Here is a 21,506-nt window from a genome sequence, read left to right as displayed (position 1 = left end):
GCTTCCTTTACTTATTCAACGACTTGTAGTCGTCAATACTATAATTTTTCATAGCATCCCAGTTCGCGAACTCGAAGTCCTTGGCTTCGATCTTGGCTCCCTTTTTCTGTGCCGCATCGATAGCCGACGTCCAAGCTTTATCCAACTGCTTGGAAAGATCACTCAGCTTGTTCGGCTCATCCTTCACTGCACCTGCTACAACCCCTGCGAGCAGCTCACCCAGATTCGGATGTACGTCCTTGAACTCGGCAAAAACATCGGCAGCTGCCCCGTTCAAAATAGCCGGGTCGGGAATGATGCGTCCGTATTCCATACAGATGTCATAGTACTGTTTTAGCTGTACAGCTTTTGCATACTTCTCGTTAACCCCTTTGATCGGCGAGAACGAATCGCCTGACTCAACCTTCTTCGGTTGAAACCAATCGCTTGCATAATATTCCTTCAAGTAGAGAACCGCTTCTTTCTGATGCTTGGACTTGGCGGACAGACCGAGCCATGCCCCTGAATTGGTCATCGGAATCGATCCCTTCCTTCCACTGTCCGGAACAGGTGGCGGCATGACACCATAATCGAGATCCGGGTTATCCTTGTTCCAAACACCGATATTCCAAGCCCCTTGGACGATGAATCCAGCCTGCCCTTGGGCAAATAGCGCTCTTGCCTCTGGTGCGGTAAGGCTCAACGTTTTCGGATGATAGCTTCCATCGAGCGTCATGCCCTTGAATAAATCGAATACATCAATGACCGGTTTTGAATCATAGGTCGTTTTTTTAGTGACGAGACTTATCGGGGAATTCGCATTCAAGCCGCTTCCGCCGAGCGAGGACCAATCCTGAACGGTAGATAACCAGCGGTTAGTCTGCTTGCCTCCTTCTATAATTCCGTAATATTTCCCTTTTCCCGCTTTCGTTATTTTCTGGGCTGCCTCACGAAATTCACGATATGTTTTCGGGGGATTGGCCGGATCGAGCCCCGCTTCACTAAATAACTTCTTGTTGTAAAACACCAGTGTGCCTGGCAGAGATAACGCTTCTGGCGTGGAGTATATTTTGCCTCCAACCATTGTCGTCCCCTCCAGAAACGTACCGTCGACAAACATGTTTTTGAAACTATCATCGATATATGGATCAAGTGGCTGGTACCATCCGTCCTTGACGAGTGTGGCGATCTTCATACCTGTCGGAACCGGGAACAGGTCAGGCGCATCGTCCGATTTGACGGCGGCCAAAATCGTATTTTTGAATTGGTCAATCGTCAGCTGTGTGTATTCAATCTTGATGTTGGGGTATTTCTCCATGAACTTCTTGTGGAAATCCTCACGAATTGCCTTTGTACTATCGCTCCAATCCATAACACGAAGCGTGACTTGCTGCTGTGCTCCACTCGACGATTCGGCTGGCTTCGCGGTCTGCTCTGTAGTGGTTGGTTGTTTGGGCTCCCCGGCCGAGCCTGATGACGTGCATGCCGCAAGCGGTATCATCAGCATGACAGCTGCGGTAGAGTACAAGGTGTGGCGGGTTAATTGCTTCAAGAATAATAACCTCCCCATCATTAACTATTTTTTACCCAGAGAAATTATGAAAACGCTCTCCTTAATGTGAATAGTACTAAAAACATAAGAGAATAGTCCATGCATATTACACTGATGATATGTACAATTCTCTTTCGATTTATAATATAAATACTTATTAATCAAAGCATTATTGAATTTTATTATGTATACTGCTAATGTTTAGATATACTACTCGAAAGGACTTTCGTACATATGTTGTCTCTTCATTCCGTACACTTTGACAACCGCATTCCAAACTGGCGTACAAGTCCCATGTTATTAAATCATAATGTACTCGTACTAATGATTGACGGTAAAATCAAATACACCATCAACGATCATACCGTAATTGGAGAAAAAGGAGAATTGCTGTTCATACCGGTAAATTCGTTGCGAACGGGTGAGAACTTTGAAGGTGAGCATCAAAAAATCACCGTTTTGTTCTATCATGGCGAAGAGGATTCAGAGGAACTTCCTATTTTCGTTAAAGGTCACCTCAAGTGTAAAATCCGTAACTTCGCGTATTTTAAACACCGATTCGAAAAGCTTTATCTCGAAGTCGTTGGAGACGGCAAATTCAATCGATATTTTGTCAACGGAATTTTACAGGAGTTAGTCGGAATGGCGGCACGTGAATTCGAACTTGTGGAAGTAACTCCTGTCAAACTGAAGCTTGCGAACGAGCTGCAAAAATACTTGGTCGCTCACTACAGACAACCCATCCAGATCGATCATCTTGCCGCCCTCATACACCGCTCGTCCAACTATACAATCTCCATGTTCCGCGAAGTTATGGGCATCTCCCCTATTCAGTATATTCATCTATTGCGTATGAAAGAGGCTTGCAATCTGTTGACGAATTCCGACCTTTCGGTAACGGAGATCTCTAATTACTTGGGTTATTACGATCATTCGTATTTCTTCCGTATTTTCAAAAAGTACACGTCTATGTCTCCGACGGCCTATAAGCATTCGGGATTGGACCTGACAGGAGCTGACATGAAGCTATGATTGTGGAAAATCACCTTACACTTTGGAACCAAGCATCGCTGAAAATAACGGATGTGCAGCGGATCGAGCTGCCTATCGGCGAGCCTTTGCACACCTTCCAGCTTATGTCGAGTACTCTTTTATATACGGTAAAAGGTCATGCTCGAATGGTGCTAGGCGGGGATGAGCATCCTCTTGAGAATGGATATGTTTGTCATGCAGGCAAGGGTGCTGTACTCACGATTAAGGACATCACCGATCCTGTCGAATATTACATCATTTCGTATAAAGCCTCTCTTCCAATGCCGTGCAGCCAAGATCATCTTGAATTGCTGGCTCGTACGGAACCGTTTGATATCCACTATGGCTTCGTGGCCAGTCACACGGCTCCCCTTCTCATCTCCTTGTCACGGATGGAGCAGGAATGGGAACAGACGGAAGCGTTGGCAAAGCTGCAGGTGAAATCGTTGTTTTACCAATTCATTTGTGAAGTAATGGGACAACTGCAGCACCAACAATTAGAACAAACATCACCGGATATGGTGCTGCAAGCTGTCAAATATATGGATGAACATTATTTCGAACCGATCACAGCAGTCACACTAGCAACACGATTCAACAGCAGCTCTCGGACTATGCAGCGGATGTCCAACAAGCATCTGGGTCTGGGACCGATCGACTACCTCATGCAAATCCGAATCGACAAGGCCAAGGCGTTGCTCAGTAGTACAAAAGATGGGCTCAAGGATATTGCCGAAGCCGTAGGTTATGTGGATAATTACTATTTCAGCCGATTATTTAAGCGTTACACAGGCGTATCTCCGAGCATGTATCGGGAATCGATGCAACAAGTTAGCAGCGAAAAGAAATCAGCGTCGGATTCAATGGATGTTCCTATTCGTCGCTTACGTCGATTACAGTTGACGATTATTCATCTTAAAGGCGAGCTGCTGCTCCAGCGGCAACCTGAGCGAATTGCTGTACTGGATCCCCAATTTATGGACCATATGCTGGCTCTCGGTGAACAGCCGGCCGGTAGTGTCATGGAACCCGGTGATCTGAGCAGCTTTCCTGAGTATCTATTTGGTAAACTTCGCCCAATCAAGCCCTTGGGTACGATGCAACAGCCCGATCTGGAAGCTTTGCATGCGTTGGCACCCGATCTGATCATTTGCACCGAGGTTCACAAAAACTTGTACGCATGCCTCACACAAATAGCGCCGACCATCATGCTCGAACGAAATCGCGACTGGAGAGAAACCTTGCGAACCATCGGCCGGATCATGGGCAAGAAACCAGAAGCTGAACAGGTCTTGCAGCAGTATAAAAGCAAAATCAATGTGCTGAAATCATTGCTTGCGACCAAGCTGCATGGGCAATCGGTAACGATGATCAGGCCTCTGGACAGCTCGATTCGGCTGCATACCTGTGCCCATCGTACGGCATCGATTCTCTACACCGATCTGGGTCTGCATCCGCCGAAGTTAGCGGTTGATCGCAAAAGGACCAGTTCTCTCCTATCTTTGGAAGGGTTGCCGGAGGTGGATGCGGACCATTATTTCGTATTGACCGACAACCAATTTAAAGGTTGGACAGATGAAATCCAGGCCACGACGACATGGAAAAGTCTACGTGCCGTGCAGCAGCAGCATGTTTATCACGCCAAATCGAGTATTTGGATTGCTTATTATGGCCCAATCGCGATGAATCAGGTGGTTGATCAAGTGGCAAGCGTTCTTTTGGATGCAAAATAGTCCCTTTCCTATATCAACACTGTTGTTACGGATTCTGCTGATCCGTGCGACAGTGTTTTTTGTGTCGTCACAATCCATGGGGAATTGGCGCAAATATCCATGGAAGATAGCCGAACGAATCGGTATAGTAATCTAAGTGAAGATGAGTCTCATTCTCAATAAAAAGTGGAGGAATTATATCCTATGCACCCAAAAATCAAGTTTATATGGACATTTAGCCTGCTAGTAACTCTGGTCATCTTTCTGGCTGCCTGCTCCAACAACGCCAATCAAGGCAGCACTACCGCTGGCGGAGAAGCGACCAATCAAACTCAAACTAAGTCAGAACTCCCGGCACCGGTTACCATCAAACATTTGAAGGGTGAAATGACACTTAAGGACGTGCCCAAGAAAATTGTCGTGTTAGACGTTCAGTTCGCGGATCAAATGCTAGCGTTAGGCGTTAAGCCGGCGGGCAGTGTAATCGCCGAAACGGATAACGGACTCCCTCCATATCTCGGTGATAAGATGAGCAACATCCCGTTACTTGGCACTTATTTGGAACCAAATATGGAAGGAATTATCGCTATTGAACCGGATCTTATCATCGCTACGGATGCCCATAACAAGATCTACGACAATTTAGTCAAAATCGCACCGACGATTGTCCTGCAGCGCACGGAAGATTGGCAGACCGTCCTGTTGAAGTTCGGGCAAATCTTGAATAAACCGCAAGAAGCGCAGGCACTGGTTACAGGTTACCAACAAAAAATAAGCGATCTAAAAACGGTATTGGCCAACAAAATGAAAGGTCAAACAGTTGCCTTGATCCGGCCTAGAGATAAAATGATTCGTCTCCAAACGACAGCACATCGGACATCACAAATACTGTACAAGGATCTGGGTCTGACTCCACCCCCAATGGCCAACAACACCAAGGACACAAGTGTCATGATTTCAATGGAGTCTCTCCCGGAGTTGAGTGCTGATCATATGTTTCTGCTTCAAGACGAGACGAATCTGGAGCTAACGACTACCTTTCAGGCAACTTCGATCTGGAAAAATTTGAAATCGGTTAAGGATAACCATGTCTATTCCGAAAACACAGCACAATGGATCGGCTATTATGGACCCATAGCCATCAATTTAATTGTTGATCAGATTGCTGCTGCGCTCAAATAAATCCTTTTATGAAAAAGCGCCACCCATCCCGGGTGGCGCTTTTTGCGATTCAATTTTATGCCGATACCGCTCGATTCAATGATTTGTGGCTTTCCTGCCCCCAGTCAAAGTTTTGAACCAGAAATACATGCCCATACCGAACAAAGTCAGCATACCGCCTAAAAACTGAAATAAGGTAATGGCCTCCCCTAACAATAAATAAGCGAGAATGATGGCAAGAACGGGTTCACCGATAATGCCTACTGAGACCGTCGTTGCCCCCACCGACTTCAACAATAGATTAAAAATATATTGTCCGAATAAGGTCGGGATGATGGCAAGCAACAAGAAGTACGTCCATTCGGAAGAGTCATACCCCGTAAGCGGGATGTAATTCATTACATTGTAGAGCAGCAAGACGGTACCGCCAATGAAAAAGACGATAATGCTGTATACATTCGCATCTATTTTATGGCTTATTTTCTGCCCCGCCAATAAATAAACGGAAACAAATAGCGTCCCTGCTAACGATAAGCCGTCTCCAATCAGTGCTGCTTTCGAAATCCCTATATCTCCCCAAGCAATAAGAATTGAACCCAGAAGCGCAAGGATTAAGCAACCGGCCATTAGCCGATTTACTTGTTCTTTGAATAATAAATAAGAACCGATCATGACAAACAGTGGCTGCAGCGACAAGATGACCATGGAGCTTGCTACTGAAGTATAAACCAGAGATTCCATCCAAAAGAGAAAATGCAGGCCAAGAAAAAGACCGGCTAAAAGCACGATACTCCATTCTTTTCTATCCAACCGTAAGGTGCGAATCCTTCTCCAGGGGACAAAAGCAAACATCAGAATGACAGAAATAAACAATCTGTACATCCCGGCAACGGACGTAGGCGAATCCAAAAATTTGATCATGATAGAGGAGATCGAGACGGATAAAATGCTGATGGCTAGTAATATAAACGGATGCGATTGCAAGGCAGATTTCATTAATCTATCCATAATTCCTCCAAGCTGTTCAACAACTCCTGTGCACAGAATTGTAAAGGTTAGCCGAAGCTGGATATAATAATAACATCGTCCCTGTATATTTTGTGCAATTATATCCCTTATTTATATGGATATATCGTCAAAAAGGAGTTCCCCTTTGAAAAAACAATTATATGAAGCCATTCAATATCCTGACGAGGCCTTCCCCTATATCATGTATACCCATACGAATCACGGATCTGTCCCTCTAGGCCGAGGAGTTAACGACTTGCACTGGCACGAAGAATTACAAATGACTTTGGTGACCAAAGGAAAGCTGACGATTCAAATCAATGGCATTGATTATGAGTTAAGAGCGGGGCAGGCTATTTTTATCAACAAAAGCGTTCTGCACATTGTGACTCGCCTTTCGCCTGACGGGGAATATGTGAGCTTTAATTTTCCGGAGAAGCTGCTCGCCTTTTATTCAGATAGTGCCATGGAGAGAAATTATGTGCTTCCTTATACCAACTCCTACCTATTGTCGCTAGAAATTAAAGGAGACGCGGCATGGGAACATGAAGTCCTTCAAATCCTTAACGATATGAAAAAAGAGTTTGAATGGAAAAAGAACTGGGGATGGCAGTATGAGATTTCGATCAAAACGGTCAAGTTATGGTTAATCCTCATCTCGAACATCTCGTTACCTTCAGAGGAAACCTCAAAGCATAACAGATTACAACAAGAAAGATTGCAATTGATGCTTAGCTTTATTCACCAGAACTATACAAATACTCTAACGTTAAAGGAAATTGCTGATGCGGCTCATTTGAGTGTATCGGAGTGCACCCGCGGCTTTAAAAAGAGCATCCATATTACCCCTTACGACTATCTGATCAAGTACCGGATTAAAAAAAGCTGTGAGCTATTGGCATCGACGGAATATGCGATAACCGAAATTGCCAGAAGAGTTGGTTTCAATCACGTCAATCACTTTATCCAATCCTTTAAAAAACATCGCGGCCTTACGCCCAAGGAATTCCGCTCTTCTTCCTCCTCTATTTTCTGAAACATATGTAAAAAAGCTGTTCCGGGTCGCCTGCTAAGACGAATCCGGGACAGCTTACACATTAGGCCAGCTTACGTCTTTTCTTTACAGGGCGACGTAACGTATCCTTCTTCATAAATCTCATTTTTGCAATGATTCTAGCGTTTAGTTTTTTCATCGACGTCAGATTGTTTTTAATAATTCTGCCTCGGCTGTTCGAAGCGTTCTGCAGCACAATTTTACTTTGTCTGGCGGTGCTGCATTGTGACGATACAATCTGCGGATTCTCGTTCGGAATCGTTGGAAACATGAGATTTTGCGGATTGTTGCTGTGATCGCTGCCTGGATTGGATGGATCGTTAATCGTAAAGCTGTTCTGGTTGCTGTTCAAAAACCGGCCGAATAAACAGTGCCCGGCTTCATGTGCAAGCCCGTACGAATTTAGTGCTCCGTCGCTCATGACGATATGACCATACAGACCATAATCGGTTGTGCTGTTAAAAAATTTGAAGCGCGGTCCCCCCATGCCAATGACATTGCCGGAACTGGTGAGGAATTCCCCGCTTACATAGATGACATAAAGTGCAGTGGCATTGTTCGTTTGTCTTTTGGCCATATCGAATAAAGCGACGAGTCTTGGATCATCTAGACTAGTAACGGATCTGCTATTAATTGTAGTAGGTGTGTTAAAGCGGCCTGCTGCAGTAAATGTCATACCGCATCTTACTCCAGGGGAGAAGCCGCTTCCCCATGCCAGGTTCGAACTTGAAATGTCATTTCCTTGCCGGGCTTGCCGTTCTTGGGAAGTACCGCCAGAAGCTGAACCCGCTGTGAAAATAGAAACCACAGGAACCGTAAAGGCCATCTCTACCACCACTCTCAAAAGAATTAAGAATTCCTATATATGAAATGAGAAATAGAGTGATTTGGTATGGACGGATGCAGCAGGACAAGATCATCAATTATTTAGAAAACGACATCTATTAAAATATACTGCTCGGTTAATTTTTTTTACCGAAAAAAAGCAAACCAGAATCCTTAAATTTCTGCATTGTTTCGACGTCGCCAAACGGGTAGGCTATCAGAATGTAAGTCAATTTCAGCAGGAGCAAGCAAAATTTAATAAAAGATGTTACGAGGTGATCTCATGTATTATTGTATCCGGTGTAAAGCATTACATCTGCGTTCTACATCGAAACAAATCCTAATTTTTAGCTCGGGGTTCTATTATAATAATTCAACTCTTTACCATGCCGGAGTATGCCATATTGAAAAAAAGTGAGCTTACACAACGTTTAAATATAGTTTTATTGTAGCTGTTCATTCAATACAGTAGTAATAAAAGAGTCAATAATACAATGAGTTGAATCTACAGAGGAACTTAATTGGGGGACAAATAAAGTACCAATAAAGAACTTATGATCAGGTATTTCTATAACTCTTGGATTACCTACAGGATCTGTTCCTACGATCCTTAATCCGCTATCATGAATTTGCTTTTCATACTCGGAACTTAATCCATAACTACACCTAAACTGTTCGTTTATAGCTTCGGTCTTATAAATATCAAAGGTTTTCGATGGTTTCCTGATGATAACTTCACCTTCTTGACCAACTAAGGAGCAGGCCAGTTTACTAATTATTAATTGTGAAGCATGGGGGGTGCGCTCTTCGTGGGCTGCATGCTCCAACATCAATTTATTTTTTGCATATTCCATAATGATATATTGAAACCCGCCGCATGTTCCCAGCAAAGGCACATCGTTTTCACGTGCGAATTGAATAATGCTAAGTACCCCATCGAGAGAATCCGGATAACCTGGGCCAATCCAAATACCATTGTACGTACGCTTGATGGCATCCATTTGTTTATTTATTGTCGCTGTTGCAATCCACTCAAACTCCATAGAAATCCCTAATTTAGCTTGAGTGTGCCTAAGCGCATTGTTAGTTGCGATCTGCGACGGGTATTTTGGACTAAAATCACCTACAATGCCAATTATCATTTTTGTTCGTGAGCCTCGCTTTTGGATCGTATGGTTAGTTTAAGTTCCCTTGGATTTAGTATTAAGTAACTCCATATTGATTGTATTCAGCTATTGTTTTATGTTAGAGGAAAAGCTATTTTTCGAGTATTACGAGAGAATGAACCGTATTTAGTTTAATTCACTATTCCTCGTGGGACGCTTTCTGGTTCTTGTGATCATTGCCATTAATAGCAGCAAAATAATTATTAAAAAGGAGTTGATACCATAATATAAGTAAGATAATTTCATTCTCTTAAGCCATTCACTCACCAAATAACCAGACATGGCGATTTTTTCTACGTGAGACTCTAATTGTGGGTATGAATTAATCTCCGAGTTCGATAATATCGGAAACTCCATTGCTGAACCACTTGCAAGAGGTGCGTAAAATTCAACCCAAACTATATTGGTCCAATAATAAAAATAATAATAGTAAGCGTAAACAATATTATGTTTCTTTTGTCCAATATGCTCCTCCTACCTCGTTCAGTTAACCTTACTACAAATTCTATATGTATGGGACAATTGTTTTTATCCAATATGCTGCAGGTATTAATATTACTTGTGCTAGCAACGTCCCACAAAATCTTGAGAACATAAGAGCACCAAAAACTTTATTAATTGAAGATAACTTTGCTTTTTTACTCAAAGCTTTATCTGTCAGTAATGCAACCTTCGGATCGATCAGTATAGTTAATAGAATAGTAGCCATTCCGTTTATTAATCCCGAAGATTGAGAAGCACCAATGCTATATTGCCCTGGCAAAAATGCTGCATATAAAGCTGCCAATACGCCTACGGTATAAATAGCAGTCACAAAACAGTTCATAAGCATTAATCGTTTTGGGAGTCCACCAGCACGGAGACGCTGAATCATTTCCCATTTCGGTATTCGAAAATGATAGAAAGAATGTTGAATGACATCAACTCGGAGTACATTCTGAATCATTTTCGGGACTGATCCGGCTTTCTCCAAATGTGATACCATACGTCCAGATAATGCTATAAATGTAGGATATAATGCTATTGCAAGTAGAGTGCCAAGGGAAGCAGCAGCTAATATAATCCTAAAGTTCCCAACTAGGTTAAACTCTAAATGATTCTTAGCAAAATCAACGACTTTGCCGGTCATCGTTCCCTGAGCAATATTTGACGTTCTCGAAATAAGAACAATCATACCCGTTAAAGATAGTGCTATTGCTAATTTTCCTGATCGAATTCCCGCCATTCTCACCGCGTATGAGAGCGTTTCAGCAGAGTGGATAATCAGTGTAAGCAACGATATTATAACGATACGTTCAACCATGGGAATAGCCTCCCCCGTCTGTTGCATTTCTAATAAAGATCTCTCTCAACTTGACTTCCTTACATATAATAACCTAGTTGTTTTTTCCAAAAAAGAGAAATTCCCTTAGTATTTATTTCTTATTTTGATCTTAGTGCCAACTACGTTATCCTGAACCTTCTATTATGAAGGTCTCTACAATCTTTTTATTAAATCTTACAATTTAATAAAATGAGCAGGCGCCTTGGCACCTGCCCATTAATAATCTTGTTAACAAACGTGTCCCGTTAAAGATGAGGCAAAATGTCGATATGTGCTTCAACTTCAATGATAAATCCTTCAAGATTTCCGCAGTCAAACTACTCGCTCTTTTCATTTATCTCATATAAAACCTGATATCCATGATAATTTATCAAAAAGTTCCAACCTTCTCTGGAAATCATTGCTTCTAATATCTGACAATAATCAAACAGCTTTTCAACAATAGCTTTATTCATTAAATCAATATACTGATACGTGGTTCCAAATGGTTCAGGGTAGATTCGATATGCTAATCATTTCATTTCCATATTTGCACCTCTAAGAGTTTCATCAAATAAGTTAATAGGTAACTATCCCTAAACACTTTTGTAAAAGTATGGTCCACACATGGATTCATGAGTGTATACGTACGTCCATGTAAAATTCTTATCAAATAGATATATATCTTGTTCATAATCAAAATCGGATGCAACAATAGCACTAGCGTTATTATATTCAAATATAATATCAGGTATATTTTGATACATAACATAAAGTTCATTTTTAGTTATAGCATCAAATGCGTTTCTTGCTGCTTCTTTTTCAATGCAATCTTGCTTTTTAAAACTAAAAATATGCCACTTATACTGATCATAACGAATTTTCCTTTTGGTCTCGTCGCTAATATTCTTTGCAAATACGCTATCCCACTGCTCCATGATTCCTTGCTCTTTATCTAATAAGGTTACTATAACTACCCCTTTATCTTGCATGGCTTTAGTAAAAAGATATTTTTGGCGGATAGCTTCAATGGACCAGTAAACTTTCTCTAATTCTTCATCAGGTAAACGGTCTATCATTTGATTAATTTCTTGTCTGTACGTACTATAATTCATAAAATCCCTCTCTTCACTAGCCTTAATTGAACAATATATATACGAAAATGGGTAAAAATGGTTGCGCTACGAGCAGCACCTCATTGCTGCTTTTTCTATTCTCGCTTTATTATTGTTATAATTGGAAAAGGAATATAATTGGATTCAAGGAGGATATAATGATGGCTTGGTCTGAACTGAAACTGATACCGAACGAATACAATGATGAAGTCAAAGCAATTGACGAATCCCTTATCCGACTACTAACTGAACGCCAGAGCATTATCTAATGGTAGGCGACTTATTCCCTCTAGAGAACTTGTACAAGAATGGTCGAACCAACCGTTTCGCTTTGATCCCTTATGCTCCACCAATGGAAAGTCCACCGAAAGAAGTGATCTTGGATCAAAATGTTCAATTTGATTAAGACATCTACCCTCACTATTTTAAAGGATATACAAGTTGTATATCCTTATTTTTAACTAAACCTTCGTATATCGCATGATTATGGTCTGCACCCACGATACATAAGAATCGTTTCCCTGGATACTTATTAATTGCGTTATGTATTCGTTGAATCATTATTAGATGTCTACACTCCCATCGAAATACATGTGACTCAGGGTTAATTTGCTCTAACCATTTATACTTTTGTTTCGTTATATTGTCGTATTCTAATGAATTGAACGGAATAGCACTGGAATTCCAAGTGGAAAGTTGTCTCTGAAACCATTGCTCTGATGCAGCAATCAAAGCACTTCGTTGCAACTCACTATGATTCTTGAATGGGTCGAAATCCATCCAAACATCAAGTTCCACCCAATCAATAGGTACAAAATCAACTTTCAATTCTTCGCATAATGGAAAAATTAAATCCCAGTACTCGCTTGCTGGTTCGCCCCAATATCCTCGATGTGTGGAATCAGTTTTGTATTTCTCCCAACTGTCGGGAAGTACTTCACCGCATATCACATCTGGATTAAATTCCAGAATTAACTCTCTTATTATTTCCAAAGTTAAATGGTACTTCTTCCGTAATTCATTGTCATGAACTACTCCTAAGATTCCTACCGTTGGCATGATTCCCCCAATCTAGTCCACAAATTGTTGGCTCTAAAGGCTTATATTGATGTGACTATACATACTGATTTCGATAAGAGTACCTAGATAAATTTACTGTTCATCTAATTAGATGAGTTTCTAATTAGAAAATACTGGAATAGTTTTATTTTGTCAACCGCTTTTTACACTTTCCCAACTGTATCGCAACCTAAAAAGGCTGCCGATTGTGGCAGTCTCTTCCTGGATCTGTATGGAGCTGTTGTTATCGGATAACTAGATGAAATTTTACCATTTCACTATATATCCAGCTTTTTTAAGATAATGCTTTGTAAAAGGATTCAAATTCTCTATTGGTTCTTCCAAAGAAAAATATCTAAGTTCATGGCTTTCATTGTCATTTACTTTAGGATTACCCTGCACATTCTGGGCTTCATAAATTGCCATCACATTATAGATTTCATCGCCATGAGGATATTTATAGTACATATCCTTTCCGGATAAAATCGTGATGAATTTGAAGGAATCCGCAATCAATCCTGCTTCTTCATAAAGTTCCCGAGCTGCTGCTTCTTCTAATGATTCGCCTAGTTCTAATGAGCCTCCAATGGTTCCCCAATCATTACTATCGGTTCTCCTTTGGAGTAATAATTGCCCCGCTTGATTAAAAATAAGCACACATGATCCAACCATTATTAGCGGGCTTGAGCCAACAAAGTTTCTTAAGTCCATTATGTATCCCATGAATAGTCTCCTTTGTCTTTTACCGTTCGTTAAGTTCATCTAACAATAATTCATGTATTCACGAAGACGAATTCATTATCCTGCCTGGTATCATGACAAAGGTTGCCGTTTATGGTTAACTAATTCTCCAAATAGTTAGATTTGATTTAATACAAGCCAGTCTAGAGGCTGTTTTTTTGTTGTATACTAGCAACAGGAGGAGAATGTAAACTTATTTTGCTCAAATAGCACAAAATAAAGGAGAAAAATATGAATCTTTATTATACGGGAATTTGCCAACTACTAGACGGAAAAAAAGCTTTAAAAGGTGAAGGTTACTATGTCAAAACTGATGATAACCGTCTGTTATACTCAGAGTCAGCACCACTAGAAACTAAAGTAGTAACCTTCCAGGATCTAGAAGATGCATTATTTGAAGGATGTAAAAAAATTATAAATAATTTCTCTATCTCCAAGAACAATATTGAAGTCTATGCATTCAATTTATATGCTGACGAATACAACAGTTTCTACGTCTACATGAATACAATTACTGGCTTAGAGAACACAGTGAAGAAACACTATCCAAACTACTCTGATACACAGATACAAAGTTTGAAATACAACCAAGGGGATTTTGCTTTTCAATTCTATCCAAGCGATATGGGAGAAGTAGCAAGTACAATTGAAGGTTTTGAAAGAATGGCTTCAGATTTGTCGTATGAGGATGAAGAAGCTGAGGAGTTTTTAAGCGATGATGTTCCAGTTGTAGCATATGAGAAGAAAATATTTAAAGACGGTCACTACTTAGCTGCACTAAATGTAGTTAAACGGCTTGCTGAAGCAGATGCATTCTCCAATTTAAACAAAACTGAGGATTTCATATATTACGCGGCTACAGGACATGATTATAATGATTACAGTCTGGTGATGAGAAAAACAATTGATCCTGAACTGTTTTATCAATGTTTTCCTGATCTGAGAGTTAAGGATGAAGAGTTTAAGTCAATTTTAGTTCAGCAAGCTAACAACAGTGTTGAAGAGTGCCTTGACTACTGGGTAGAAGCATTCAAGAGTGAATTTAATAAAAAGTCTCCTTATCAATTTACGAAAACGGAATACGATGTATTTTTGAGTCTTGAGAGATATAGTCGCGAACTAGCTAAGGAATGTGTAAGTAGACTACATCAGAAACTAGGTGATGGCTTAGAAAATAACCTAGACCTAGATGAAATCTTTATTTATGTCAAAGCTCTGGAATTTGTTGTACATAATTCTGATGATGAAATAATTAATAGTTGCAAGCTCATATTAGAGACTTTGGATAATGAATCAGATGAAATTTCAGTTTCAATAAGCAAAGATATTAAAGAGATCTTGAATGTTGCATAGTTCTACAGTAGCCAGCCTAGAGGCTGATTTTTTAGAGTAATATATAATTTTTGAGGTCAACTGTGTATATTCATTCTGCGTCTAAATCATCTTCCCAATCCATAACTCTTCACGCATTTCCTTCCTAAAATCGAGAAGTTTTCAATAGCCAATTAGCATAGTAAGGCTGCCGTTCTAACCGGCAGCCTTACTATGCTAATTTTATGGAGTAATTACTTCTTGTATAGTTGATACGTATTAACTAGATTATACCTGCTTTGTTTTTGTCATTTATTTAGTCTAGTGCGACCATGATGCCATACTGACAAAAAGCAGAGATCCCAATAAAAATCGGAGGCAGTAGAAGTAATAAAACACTATCGACGTATTTTTTACAAAGCACATACAGTAGCGGACTAAGAAAAGCTAAATTTAGTAATAACATCCCTGCAGCAGCCAATAGTGGACCTAAACCAGCAAGAAATCCATGAATATAGTACTCATGAAAATAATCATCATATATCTGATACAGCAGAAATGGAAGAGCAATTGAAACCATGATTTGTAGACATACAACGATAGCTTTTCTATAAGACATAGCATCTCCCCTTTCCACACAGAATCGAGTTTATGTATGGATTAAGTGTAGATTATCTTAGTAAATAATCACAGTCATATCTTTTTATAGTACCTTTCTCTCTGCAAAAAAACTCAGTTTAAACAACTCGCTGCCACTATTGGACTAATGTTCTTGCGTTAGTTTAAACTTGATCAATGGTTTGGATTCTGAAAGCTATTCGTTACTAGCATATCCCAATACTCTTCCCTTGACATTGGCGAAAGGCAAAGAACCAAAAATTTGACTGTCAATACTTCTCCACCATGTATCACCCATAACAAAGAGATGCCCTTCAGGCACTTTAACCTTATCCATTTCCATGCTAAAGTATTCTTTCATGGTTTTTTGACATAATTCATCGCATAGAGCTGAGCCTGGTTTGTTAACTGTCATAAAATACTCTTCTTCCTCGAGCCCCCAACTTAGGGCCTTCCCATAAAAGGTATCTAACCTTTTATCATTAACATAAACCTGACCTTTCTTTATTTCAATCTCTTCGCCTGAAAGAGCAATAACCCTTGATATGTTAAACTCAGGCGGATTTAGCCGTGGATATTTGTTCTTATCAATTGCAGGAGTTTTATAATAAATTACATCACCGCGATTATATCCGTTCTCCTTGAAATAATTCGGGTCAACAGCTATCTTCCCTTTGTCTTTGGAGATGTATTCTAAGTTGTGACGCGCCATTCCATCGTTATAATTTTCAACAGCAATTAGGCCCTGTTTCATCTCAACTCTCTTTGGCGACTCTAGAGTGATTGAGTCAGTAATGCTTTGTTGACTGCAGCTGAGAACAAACAAAAAAAAGAAAACCATGACTAATGACTTTTTCATTTGTATCCCCCCTATTTTAGATAATACTCAATTTCGGGGCGGACTTCCCCAAAAAATTCCAACATTATTATGAAATTCCACTCATAATCAATGTTTACGTTAAAGGCTGCCATTTATATCGGCAGCCTGGTGTCGATGTTCTATAGTTCTGCATTAGCGCAATGGCTCGTCTTTGACGTTGGACCATAAATTTAGTGGTTTTCTTCAGATCCCATTGCAATTGCTTTGGTTTCATGAACTGTACCATATGGATGCTGAGGTGGTGCATAGATAACGTAAATTTTAAGTGGTTTATTACCTGTATTAGTTACATTGTGCCATTTTCCAGCAGGTATCATAATTGCATAGTCATCAAAGGCCATTTCCTGAAAATCCAAATTTTCTTTACTATCACCCATTTGAACAAGGCCCTGACCTTCTTCAATACGTATGAATTGATCCGTTGTGGGATGAACTTCTAAACCAATGTCATCTCCAACATTAATACTCATTAGGGTCACTTGATAGTGTTTCCCTGTCCATAAAGCGGTTCGGTAATTATCGTTTTGCTTAGTAGCTTGATCAATATTCACTACAAATGGTCTTGGCCCATAATCTGTCAATTTAATGTTTTCATAACGATTCCAGTTGTTATTGTTCCAATTGTAATAATGAGGATACCAACTATAGTTCCATCTTAGATTATTCCAGTTACAATGCATAGGATTATGCCATTGATAGTGATAGTACAAATTACGGTACATATTCATGTTCCTCCAATGATTTCATTGTTTACCTTTTATCCTATGCGGTTGCCTAATTAAAGGAGCAAAAAATGAGCAAAAGCCTATATAGTAATCTCCCGTTAGCGAAACGGTTGATCGGTATGTTGCAATTAAAAACCCACCCGAACGGTAATCGTTTAGGTGGGTTCATTAATCGTGTCACATCATATCAAACATTATAATTATTAAGCGTTTCAAATGTTTCTTTGTCAACTTATAAAACAGAGCAGAGTGGCTTTTACACATGACTTTTCATTTAATCCTCATGCTCGGATCTTTATTTGCTTCAATCAAATTAAGAATATTATTTATATTTTTCGTCAGCAATGATGTAAAGATAGCTAATATTCCCGCCATCATTAAACACCCTTATATCATAAAGCGTCGGCTTTGGCTTTCACAGGATCTATAGTAGCTTCAGGTATAGCTTTTGCCGGTGTCGTCGCTATAAATAATTTATTTGCCACGAAACTCCAAAGCGGTCATTCAGCCAACCAAACTTTTTACTGAACCCATAGTTACCTAATGGCATTAGAGCTTGTCCCTCTTCACTAAGTTTCCCATAAAGCTCATCAATCTCTTCCTCCGTATTACAAGCAACATAAATCGAAAACGAAGGCGTAAAGGAAAATGCATGTTTAACATGACTGTCAATACACATAAACTCCTGCCCTTTTAATGTGAAAGTGGCCTGCAGGATGGTTCCTTCTTCTCCAGCTTCATTAGGACCATACCTAACAAGGCTTGTAATTTCAGAATCCTCAATGAGCGAAGTATAGAAATTTATTGCTTCTTCCGCCTTGCCATCTTGAAACATTAAGAAAGGAATTACTTTCTCCATGTCATACTCCTCCTTTAAACTATTGCATCATATTATATCCATTATTCAACTTAACTCCCGTTACTTCGAGATGCGGGCTGCCGTCATGTCGTAATTGGCCAACAAACCTTTTGCATTTCTTACCATCATACGTTACTATTTTTATATCGACAAATTTGCAGGTCTATATTAGGAGGTTAACACATTATGTCCCCCCGTACCAAAGAACAAAATGAGCTCATACGCATACAGCGCAAAGAACAGATCCTGGACGTCGCCGCGCTCTCCTACTTTCGCACGGGCGGAAGCTTTGATATTCGCGACGTCGCCCGCGAGGCAGGCCTTGGTTATGGCACAGTATACCATTATTACCCCAACCGGCATTTATTAATAGAAGATGTGTTAGAAAGCGGCTTCGAACGATGCGAGCAAGTTATCGCAAAATGGGCTAACACCAGCGGCAGCCCCCAGGATGACCAGTTGTTGTTGAGTTATTGTAGAGCGCTGCTCCAGCTGTGGCAATCGGATGCCCGCGCATATCTCGTCTACAAAATGGCAGCGGAACATTATGCAGGCTTGCCTGAGAGAGATCGACAACACGCCAAAAGTAAATTTATGGAACAGCTGTATGTTCCACTCCAATCGATCGCCCAGTGCGAAGACGACAACTTAGACCATATGCTTGCCGTGCTTGTCGGTTGCTGTGGTCTGCATTACTATGCAGGCAATTCCGATCTGGACGTCGATCGAATCGCCCGGCTTGCTATGCAAGCTATTACGAAGGAGCTGTGATACGAACATGGTCATTTTAAAAAGCAAGCATGAAATCGAGGCTATCCGTAAAGCATGCCAAGTGGTGGCTGAATGCCATCGTACAATCGCCCCGCTTATCAAACCGGGTATCACTACCTACGAGATTGATCGCATCTTCGAGGACATTATGTTGAAGCACGGCGCAAAGCCATACCAGAAAGGCTATAAGGGCTATCCCTATGCGACCTGTGCCTCCGCCAACGATGTAATCGCACATGGCTTCCCTAGCAATAAGCCCCTTGTGGAAGGCGATATCGTGACGATTGACACTGTCGCTGAGCTCAATGGCTGGCTAGGGGATTCGGCCTGGAGTTACCCGGTCGGGCAGATCTCGCCGACGGCCGAGAAGTTGATGCGCGTCACGAAAGAATGTCTTGACCTTGGCATCAAGCAGGCGCGCCCCGGCAATCGACTCGGCGACGTGACGAGCGCGATTCAGCGCCATGCGGAATCACGCGGTTTCGGCGTCGTGCGAGACCTTCTTGCGCATGGCATCGGTCGAGACCTGCATGAAGAGCCGACTTATATGCATGTCGGCAAGCCCGGAAAAGGCCTCCGTATCAAGGAGGGGATGGTGTTCACGATTGAGCCCATGATTACCGAAGGCAGCTACTTCATGACTATCGATCCGGACGGTTGGACCGCACGAACGATAGACAACAAGCTCGCCGCTCAATACGAGCATACAATCGCCATCACAGCTGAAGGTCCACAAATTTTGACCGCGCAATAAATATGAAAACAGGGAGCAGCTGCCGCGGCAATCTGCTCCCTGTTTATTAGGCTATCGTTTCCAGTTAGCACAACGATCGACTTCCAAGTTGATAGAGTTCACCGTAACGATCATAACGGCGAAAAGCGCGAAAGGTGCTGCGCGGAAGAATGCACCTCCGAGCACAAAAAATCCCGCTTCTGCAATCCCGGGCTCCGCTATCATCTCCATTAGGAGATCGATGCTTCGTATATGGACCGAATGGAACGAGTCAGAACCTCGTTGAACTGCTCATCCGACTGTTGATCAGATAAACCTTCGGCCAATGCACGAGAGAAGCTAGCGATCAAACCGTGACTCCGGGCCAGCCGTTCGTTGGCTTCTTCCCTTTCATATCCGCCAGACAGTGCGACGACCCGAGCGACGTTTGGCTCGTCCATCAGATCGCTGTAGAAATTGTCCTCGGTTGGTATCGAGAGCTTCAGCATAACGGTCACATCCGGCGCAAGAGAGGACAGCTGCTTGAAGATTTCGTCCTTCAAGATCCGTTCCGATTCCCCTTTGTCGAAGCTGTTAATATCGACTTCGGGCTCGATGATGGGGACAAGTCCTGTGGACCAAATTTGCTTACCGAGCTCAAACTGCTGCCCCACTACCCTGCGAATCCCTTGCGGATTCGCCTCGTGAATGACCGAACGCATCTTAGTTCCGAAGACGTTGCGCTCGACCGCCCGTCGGAGCAAGACGTCCAAATCGGGAATCGGCTTTAGTACCTGCACGCCGTCCTCTAACTCTGCCAGCCCCTTATCTATCTTTAAAAAAGGCACGATACCTTTCTTCTCCCACAAGTAGTCGGCAGAGAACAGCCCATCGATCTTCCGGTCCATGGTGTTCTCAAACAGAATGGCCCCTATGATGTATTCCGCGTCAAACGCAGGACTCTTGATAATGCGCGTCCTCATTTCATGCACCAGCGTAAACATCTCCTCATCGCCAGAATAGCGGCTCGCCTCAATGCCGTACTGCATTAGTGCCTTCGGCGTACTCCCTCCACTTTGGTCCAGCGCTGCAATGAAACCTTGACCATTGCGAATTCGTTCCATCTGCTTCTTGTTCATGTACGGAGTTCCTCCCTAAAATGCTATTTTTCTTTCATTGTACATCATAACGGTCAAGTGCCGTCGCGTCTTCGTTCATTTGACTTCCTCATCGGCCGAGGGACCGTAGAGCCCCGGCACCGGAATATCGAGAAGCCGCAAATAAACGCCGAGCTGCGCCCGGTGGTGAACCATGTGGCTTATTCCGAAGGTGCGAAGCGCAATCGCCCGTGGTTGGCGCAGGATGATATGTTCGCCATTCCGCAAGGTCCATTCCTCGCCAAGCGTTAATTCGTCACATTCGGCTAACAGATTTTCAAGCTTGGTGACGTTCGCGTCGAATTCCTCCAGCATGTCATCGCGTCTTTCCAAAGGTTCGCGCCGCAGCGGAACGGTCGAAAGATCGAATTCCGGGTAAAGAAAAATAGCCACTTGCCAGTTCAGCAGGTTGATCAAGTGCGTGGCCAGCCCGCTTAGTGTCATCGATTTTACATGAGGCTTCCACGCCATATGCTCCTCGGGCAAACGCTCCAAGATGCGGCGCGTAGTGGCTAGCTCATGCATGAAGTCTCCGACGATCAATCGTTTCATCATAGGTTCTCTCTCCTTCATATGAAATGTACTTAATTCTATACTAGCATATATTGTAAACAATGTAACATTACTTCAACGAACAACGACAACCAAGCGTGCGCCTTCAGCCGTCACCAATAGCAAAAACCCTCACCGCTAATTGGCAAGGGTTTTGCTCGCTGCATCTGTTAATTTTCAGTCCGTTAAAGCGAGGCTACACTACCTCTCAAAT

General features: G+C 41.9%; 23 protein-coding genes. 8 read left to right on the top strand and 15 right to left on the bottom strand.

Going from position 1 to position 21,506, the window contains the following annotated elements; all coding sequences use genetic code 11:
- Nucleotides 1–7: 7 nt before the first annotated feature.
- A complete protein-coding gene (locus AC3WTJ_RS34090; RefSeq protein WP_492525813.1) occupies nucleotides 8–1,531 on the bottom strand; it encodes an ABC transporter substrate-binding protein in 1,524 nt (507 codons plus the stop codon).
- 294 nt (nucleotides 1,532–1,825) lie between these two features.
- Between AC3WTJ_RS34090 and AC3WTJ_RS34085 the strand changes: the two genes are divergently transcribed.
- The 3 genes from AC3WTJ_RS34085 to AC3WTJ_RS34075 all read left to right on the top strand — a co-directional run bounded on the left by AC3WTJ_RS34085 (nucleotide 1,826) and on the right by AC3WTJ_RS34075 (nucleotide 5,457).
- Nucleotides 1,826–2,563: an AraC family transcriptional regulator gene (locus AC3WTJ_RS34085; protein ID WP_492525811.1), complete on the top strand. Its 738-nt coding sequence runs from the start codon at nucleotides 1,826–1,828 to the stop codon at nucleotides 2,561–2,563.
- Nucleotides 2,560–4,296, top strand: a complete 1,737-nt coding sequence (locus AC3WTJ_RS34080; RefSeq protein ID WP_492525809.1) for a helix-turn-helix domain-containing protein — start codon at nucleotides 2,560–2,562, stop codon at nucleotides 4,294–4,296. The genes AC3WTJ_RS34085 and AC3WTJ_RS34080 overlap by 4 nt, the downstream gene beginning before the upstream one ends.
- A gap of 183 nt (nucleotides 4,297–4,479) precedes the next feature.
- The gene (locus AC3WTJ_RS34075; protein ID WP_492525807.1) at nucleotides 4,480–5,457 is read left to right on the top strand and encodes an ABC transporter substrate-binding protein; all 978 of its coding nucleotides are present in this window, start codon (nucleotides 4,480–4,482) and stop codon (nucleotides 5,455–5,457) included.
- A 75-nt stretch (nucleotides 5,458–5,532) separates the two neighbouring features.
- Here the strand turns inward: AC3WTJ_RS34075 and AC3WTJ_RS34070 are convergent, their stop codons facing one another.
- Nucleotides 5,533–6,444 carry a DMT family transporter gene (locus tag AC3WTJ_RS34070; protein WP_492525805.1) on the bottom strand — a complete coding sequence of 304 codons (912 nt, stop codon included), beginning with the start codon at nucleotides 6,442–6,444 and terminating at the stop codon, nucleotides 5,533–5,535.
- A 145-nt stretch (nucleotides 6,445–6,589) separates the two neighbouring features.
- Between AC3WTJ_RS34070 and AC3WTJ_RS34065 the strand changes: the two genes are divergently transcribed.
- Nucleotides 6,590–7,480, top strand: coding sequence for an AraC family transcriptional regulator (locus AC3WTJ_RS34065; RefSeq protein ID WP_492525802.1), 891 nt, complete (start codon nucleotides 6,590–6,592; stop codon nucleotides 7,478–7,480).
- A gap of 61 nt (nucleotides 7,481–7,541) precedes the next feature.
- Here the strand turns inward: AC3WTJ_RS34065 and AC3WTJ_RS34060 are convergent, their stop codons facing one another.
- Nucleotides 7,542–8,342 carry a hypothetical protein gene (locus tag AC3WTJ_RS34060; protein ID WP_127457377.1) on the bottom strand — a complete coding sequence of 267 codons (801 nt, stop codon included), beginning with the start codon at nucleotides 8,340–8,342 and terminating at the stop codon, nucleotides 7,542–7,544.
- Nucleotides 8,343–8,588: 246 nt separating this feature from the next.
- On the opposite strand from AC3WTJ_RS34060, the gene AC3WTJ_RS34055 reads away from it, so the two are divergent.
- Nucleotides 8,589–8,741: a DUF3973 domain-containing protein gene (locus tag AC3WTJ_RS34055; protein WP_492525800.1), complete on the top strand. Its 153-nt coding sequence runs from the start codon at nucleotides 8,589–8,591 to the stop codon at nucleotides 8,739–8,741.
- Nucleotides 8,742–8,766: 25 nt separating this feature from the next.
- Here the strand turns inward: AC3WTJ_RS34055 and AC3WTJ_RS34050 are convergent, their stop codons facing one another.
- From AC3WTJ_RS34050 to AC3WTJ_RS34030, 5 genes are all read right to left on the bottom strand, one after another.
- Nucleotides 8,767–9,465 (bottom strand): CTP synthase C-terminal region-related (seleno)protein, encoded by a 699-nt coding sequence (locus AC3WTJ_RS34050; protein WP_492525798.1) that lies wholly within the window; start codon nucleotides 9,463–9,465, stop codon nucleotides 8,767–8,769.
- 529 nt (nucleotides 9,466–9,994) lie between these two features.
- Nucleotides 9,995–10,792, bottom strand: a complete 798-nt coding sequence (locus AC3WTJ_RS34045; RefSeq protein ID WP_492525796.1) for a lipid II flippase Amj family protein — start codon at nucleotides 10,790–10,792, stop codon at nucleotides 9,995–9,997.
- A gap of 596 nt (nucleotides 10,793–11,388) precedes the next feature.
- On the bottom strand, nucleotides 11,389–11,907 hold the full coding sequence (locus AC3WTJ_RS34040) for a DUF4275 family protein (RefSeq protein ID WP_492525794.1): 519 nt from the start codon (nucleotides 11,905–11,907) through the stop codon (nucleotides 11,389–11,391).
- A gap of 420 nt (nucleotides 11,908–12,327) precedes the next feature.
- Nucleotides 12,328–12,966 carry a hypothetical protein gene (locus AC3WTJ_RS34035; RefSeq protein WP_492525792.1) on the bottom strand — a complete coding sequence of 213 codons (639 nt, stop codon included), beginning with the start codon at nucleotides 12,964–12,966 and terminating at the stop codon, nucleotides 12,328–12,330.
- A gap of 267 nt (nucleotides 12,967–13,233) precedes the next feature.
- The gene (locus AC3WTJ_RS34030) at nucleotides 13,234–13,689 is read right to left on the bottom strand and encodes an NUDIX hydrolase (protein WP_492525790.1); all 456 of its coding nucleotides are present in this window, start codon (nucleotides 13,687–13,689) and stop codon (nucleotides 13,234–13,236) included.
- A gap of 249 nt (nucleotides 13,690–13,938) precedes the next feature.
- On the opposite strand from AC3WTJ_RS34030, the gene AC3WTJ_RS34025 reads away from it, so the two are divergent.
- Nucleotides 13,939–15,060 carry a hypothetical protein gene (locus AC3WTJ_RS34025; protein ID WP_492525788.1) on the top strand — a complete coding sequence of 374 codons (1,122 nt, stop codon included), beginning with the start codon at nucleotides 13,939–13,941 and terminating at the stop codon, nucleotides 15,058–15,060.
- A gap of 274 nt (nucleotides 15,061–15,334) precedes the next feature.
- On the opposite strand, the gene AC3WTJ_RS34020 is transcribed toward AC3WTJ_RS34025, so the two are convergent.
- The 4 genes from AC3WTJ_RS34020 to AC3WTJ_RS34005 all read right to left on the bottom strand — a co-directional run bounded on the left by AC3WTJ_RS34020 (nucleotide 15,335) and on the right by AC3WTJ_RS34005 (nucleotide 18,100).
- Nucleotides 15,335–15,637, bottom strand: a complete 303-nt coding sequence (locus AC3WTJ_RS34020; RefSeq protein WP_407870779.1) for a hypothetical protein — start codon at nucleotides 15,635–15,637, stop codon at nucleotides 15,335–15,337.
- A gap of 195 nt (nucleotides 15,638–15,832) precedes the next feature.
- The gene (gene lepB, locus AC3WTJ_RS34015) at nucleotides 15,833–16,495 is read right to left on the bottom strand and encodes a signal peptidase I (RefSeq protein WP_492525786.1); all 663 of its coding nucleotides are present in this window, start codon (nucleotides 16,493–16,495) and stop codon (nucleotides 15,833–15,835) included.
- Between the two features lie 191 nt (nucleotides 16,496–16,686).
- Nucleotides 16,687–17,238 carry a cupin domain-containing protein gene (locus tag AC3WTJ_RS34010; protein WP_492525784.1) on the bottom strand — a complete coding sequence of 184 codons (552 nt, stop codon included), beginning with the start codon at nucleotides 17,236–17,238 and terminating at the stop codon, nucleotides 16,687–16,689.
- 466 nt (nucleotides 17,239–17,704) lie between these two features.
- Nucleotides 17,705–18,100 carry a VOC family protein gene (locus AC3WTJ_RS34005; protein WP_492525782.1) on the bottom strand — a complete coding sequence of 132 codons (396 nt, stop codon included), beginning with the start codon at nucleotides 18,098–18,100 and terminating at the stop codon, nucleotides 17,705–17,707.
- A 186-nt stretch (nucleotides 18,101–18,286) separates the two neighbouring features.
- Here AC3WTJ_RS34005 and AC3WTJ_RS34000 point away from each other — a divergent pair, with 186 nt between their 5' ends.
- Together AC3WTJ_RS34000 and map are read left to right on the top strand one after the other, a co-directional pair.
- On the top strand, nucleotides 18,287–18,871 hold the full coding sequence (locus AC3WTJ_RS34000) for a TetR/AcrR family transcriptional regulator (protein ID WP_492525780.1): 585 nt from the start codon (nucleotides 18,287–18,289) through the stop codon (nucleotides 18,869–18,871).
- Nucleotides 18,872–18,878: 7 nt separating this feature from the next.
- Nucleotides 18,879–19,625: a type I methionyl aminopeptidase gene (gene map / locus AC3WTJ_RS33995; RefSeq protein ID WP_492525778.1), complete on the top strand. Its 747-nt coding sequence runs from the start codon at nucleotides 18,879–18,881 to the stop codon at nucleotides 19,623–19,625.
- A 51-nt stretch (nucleotides 19,626–19,676) separates the two neighbouring features.
- On the opposite strand, the gene AC3WTJ_RS33990 is transcribed toward map, so the two are convergent.
- From AC3WTJ_RS33990 to AC3WTJ_RS33980, 3 genes are all read right to left on the bottom strand, one after another.
- A complete protein-coding gene (locus tag AC3WTJ_RS33990; RefSeq protein WP_492525776.1) occupies nucleotides 19,677–19,835 on the bottom strand; it encodes a hypothetical protein in 159 nt (52 codons plus the stop codon).
- On the bottom strand, nucleotides 19,835–20,722 hold the full coding sequence (locus AC3WTJ_RS33985) for a fructose bisphosphate aldolase (RefSeq protein ID WP_492525774.1): 888 nt from the start codon (nucleotides 20,720–20,722) through the stop codon (nucleotides 19,835–19,837). The genes AC3WTJ_RS33990 and AC3WTJ_RS33985 overlap by 1 nt, the downstream gene beginning before the upstream one ends.
- A 75-nt stretch (nucleotides 20,723–20,797) precedes the next feature.
- Entirely contained in the window at nucleotides 20,798–21,295 is a 498-nt protein-coding gene (locus AC3WTJ_RS33980; RefSeq protein ID WP_492525881.1) for a DinB family protein, read from the bottom strand.
- Nucleotides 21,296–21,506: the final 211 nt, after the last annotated feature.

The organism is Paenibacillus sp. FW101-FHT12H11, from assembly GCF_058790355.1.
This window is presented reverse-complemented; position numbering and strand designations above follow the sequence as displayed.

Coding starts and splice junctions, on each gene's coding strand:
- AC3WTJ_RS34085 (WP_492525811.1), top strand. CDS start 1,826: ATGTTATTAAATCATAATGTACTCGTACTAATGATTGACGGTAAAATC.
- AC3WTJ_RS34080 (WP_492525809.1), top strand. CDS start 2,560: ATGATTGTGGAAAATCACCTTACACTTTGGAACCAAGCATCGCTGAAA.
- AC3WTJ_RS34075 (WP_492525807.1), top strand. CDS start 4,480: ATGCACCCAAAAATCAAGTTTATATGGACATTTAGCCTGCTAGTAACT.
- AC3WTJ_RS34070 (WP_492525805.1), bottom strand. CDS start 6,444: ATGGATAGATTAATGAAATCTGCCTTGCAATCGCATCCGTTTATATTA.
- AC3WTJ_RS34055 (WP_492525800.1), top strand. CDS start 8,589: ATGTTACGAGGTGATCTCATGTATTATTGTATCCGGTGTAAAGCATTA.
- AC3WTJ_RS34050 (WP_492525798.1), bottom strand. CDS start 9,465: ATGATAATTGGCATTGTAGGTGATTTTAGTCCAAAATACCCGTCGCAG.
- AC3WTJ_RS34045 (WP_492525796.1), bottom strand. CDS start 10,792: ATGGTTGAACGTATCGTTATAATATCGTTGCTTACACTGATTATCCAC.
- AC3WTJ_RS34040 (WP_492525794.1), bottom strand. CDS start 11,907: ATGAATTATAGTACGTACAGACAAGAAATTAATCAAATGATAGACCGT.
- AC3WTJ_RS34035 (WP_492525792.1), bottom strand. CDS start 12,966: ATGCCAACGGTAGGAATCTTAGGAGTAGTTCATGACAATGAATTACGG.
- AC3WTJ_RS34030 (WP_492525790.1), bottom strand. CDS start 13,689: ATGGGATACATAATGGACTTAAGAAACTTTGTTGGCTCAAGCCCGCTA.
- AC3WTJ_RS34025 (WP_492525788.1), top strand. CDS start 13,939: ATGAATCTTTATTATACGGGAATTTGCCAACTACTAGACGGAAAAAAA.
- AC3WTJ_RS34020 (WP_407870779.1), bottom strand. CDS start 15,637: ATGTCTTATAGAAAAGCTATCGTTGTATGTCTACAAATCATGGTTTCA.
- lepB (WP_492525786.1), bottom strand. CDS start 16,495: ATGAAAAAGTCATTAGTCATGGTTTTCTTTTTTTTGTTTGTTCTCAGC.
- AC3WTJ_RS34010 (WP_492525784.1), bottom strand. CDS start 17,238: ATGTACCGTAATTTGTACTATCACTATCAATGGCATAATCCTATGCAT.
- AC3WTJ_RS34005 (WP_492525782.1), bottom strand. CDS start 18,100: ATGGAGAAAGTAATTCCTTTCTTAATGTTTCAAGATGGCAAGGCGGAA.
- AC3WTJ_RS34000 (WP_492525780.1), top strand. CDS start 18,287: ATGTCCCCCCGTACCAAAGAACAAAATGAGCTCATACGCATACAGCGC.
- map (WP_492525778.1), top strand. CDS start 18,879: ATGGTCATTTTAAAAAGCAAGCATGAAATCGAGGCTATCCGTAAAGCA.
- AC3WTJ_RS33990 (WP_492525776.1), bottom strand. CDS start 19,835: ATGGAGATGATAGCGGAGCCCGGGATTGCAGAAGCGGGATTTTTTGTG.
- AC3WTJ_RS33985 (WP_492525774.1), bottom strand. CDS start 20,722: ATGAACAAGAAGCAGATGGAACGAATTCGCAATGGTCAAGGTTTCATT.
- AC3WTJ_RS33980 (WP_492525881.1), bottom strand. CDS start 21,295: ATGATGAAACGATTGATCGTCGGAGACTTCATGCATGAGCTAGCCACT.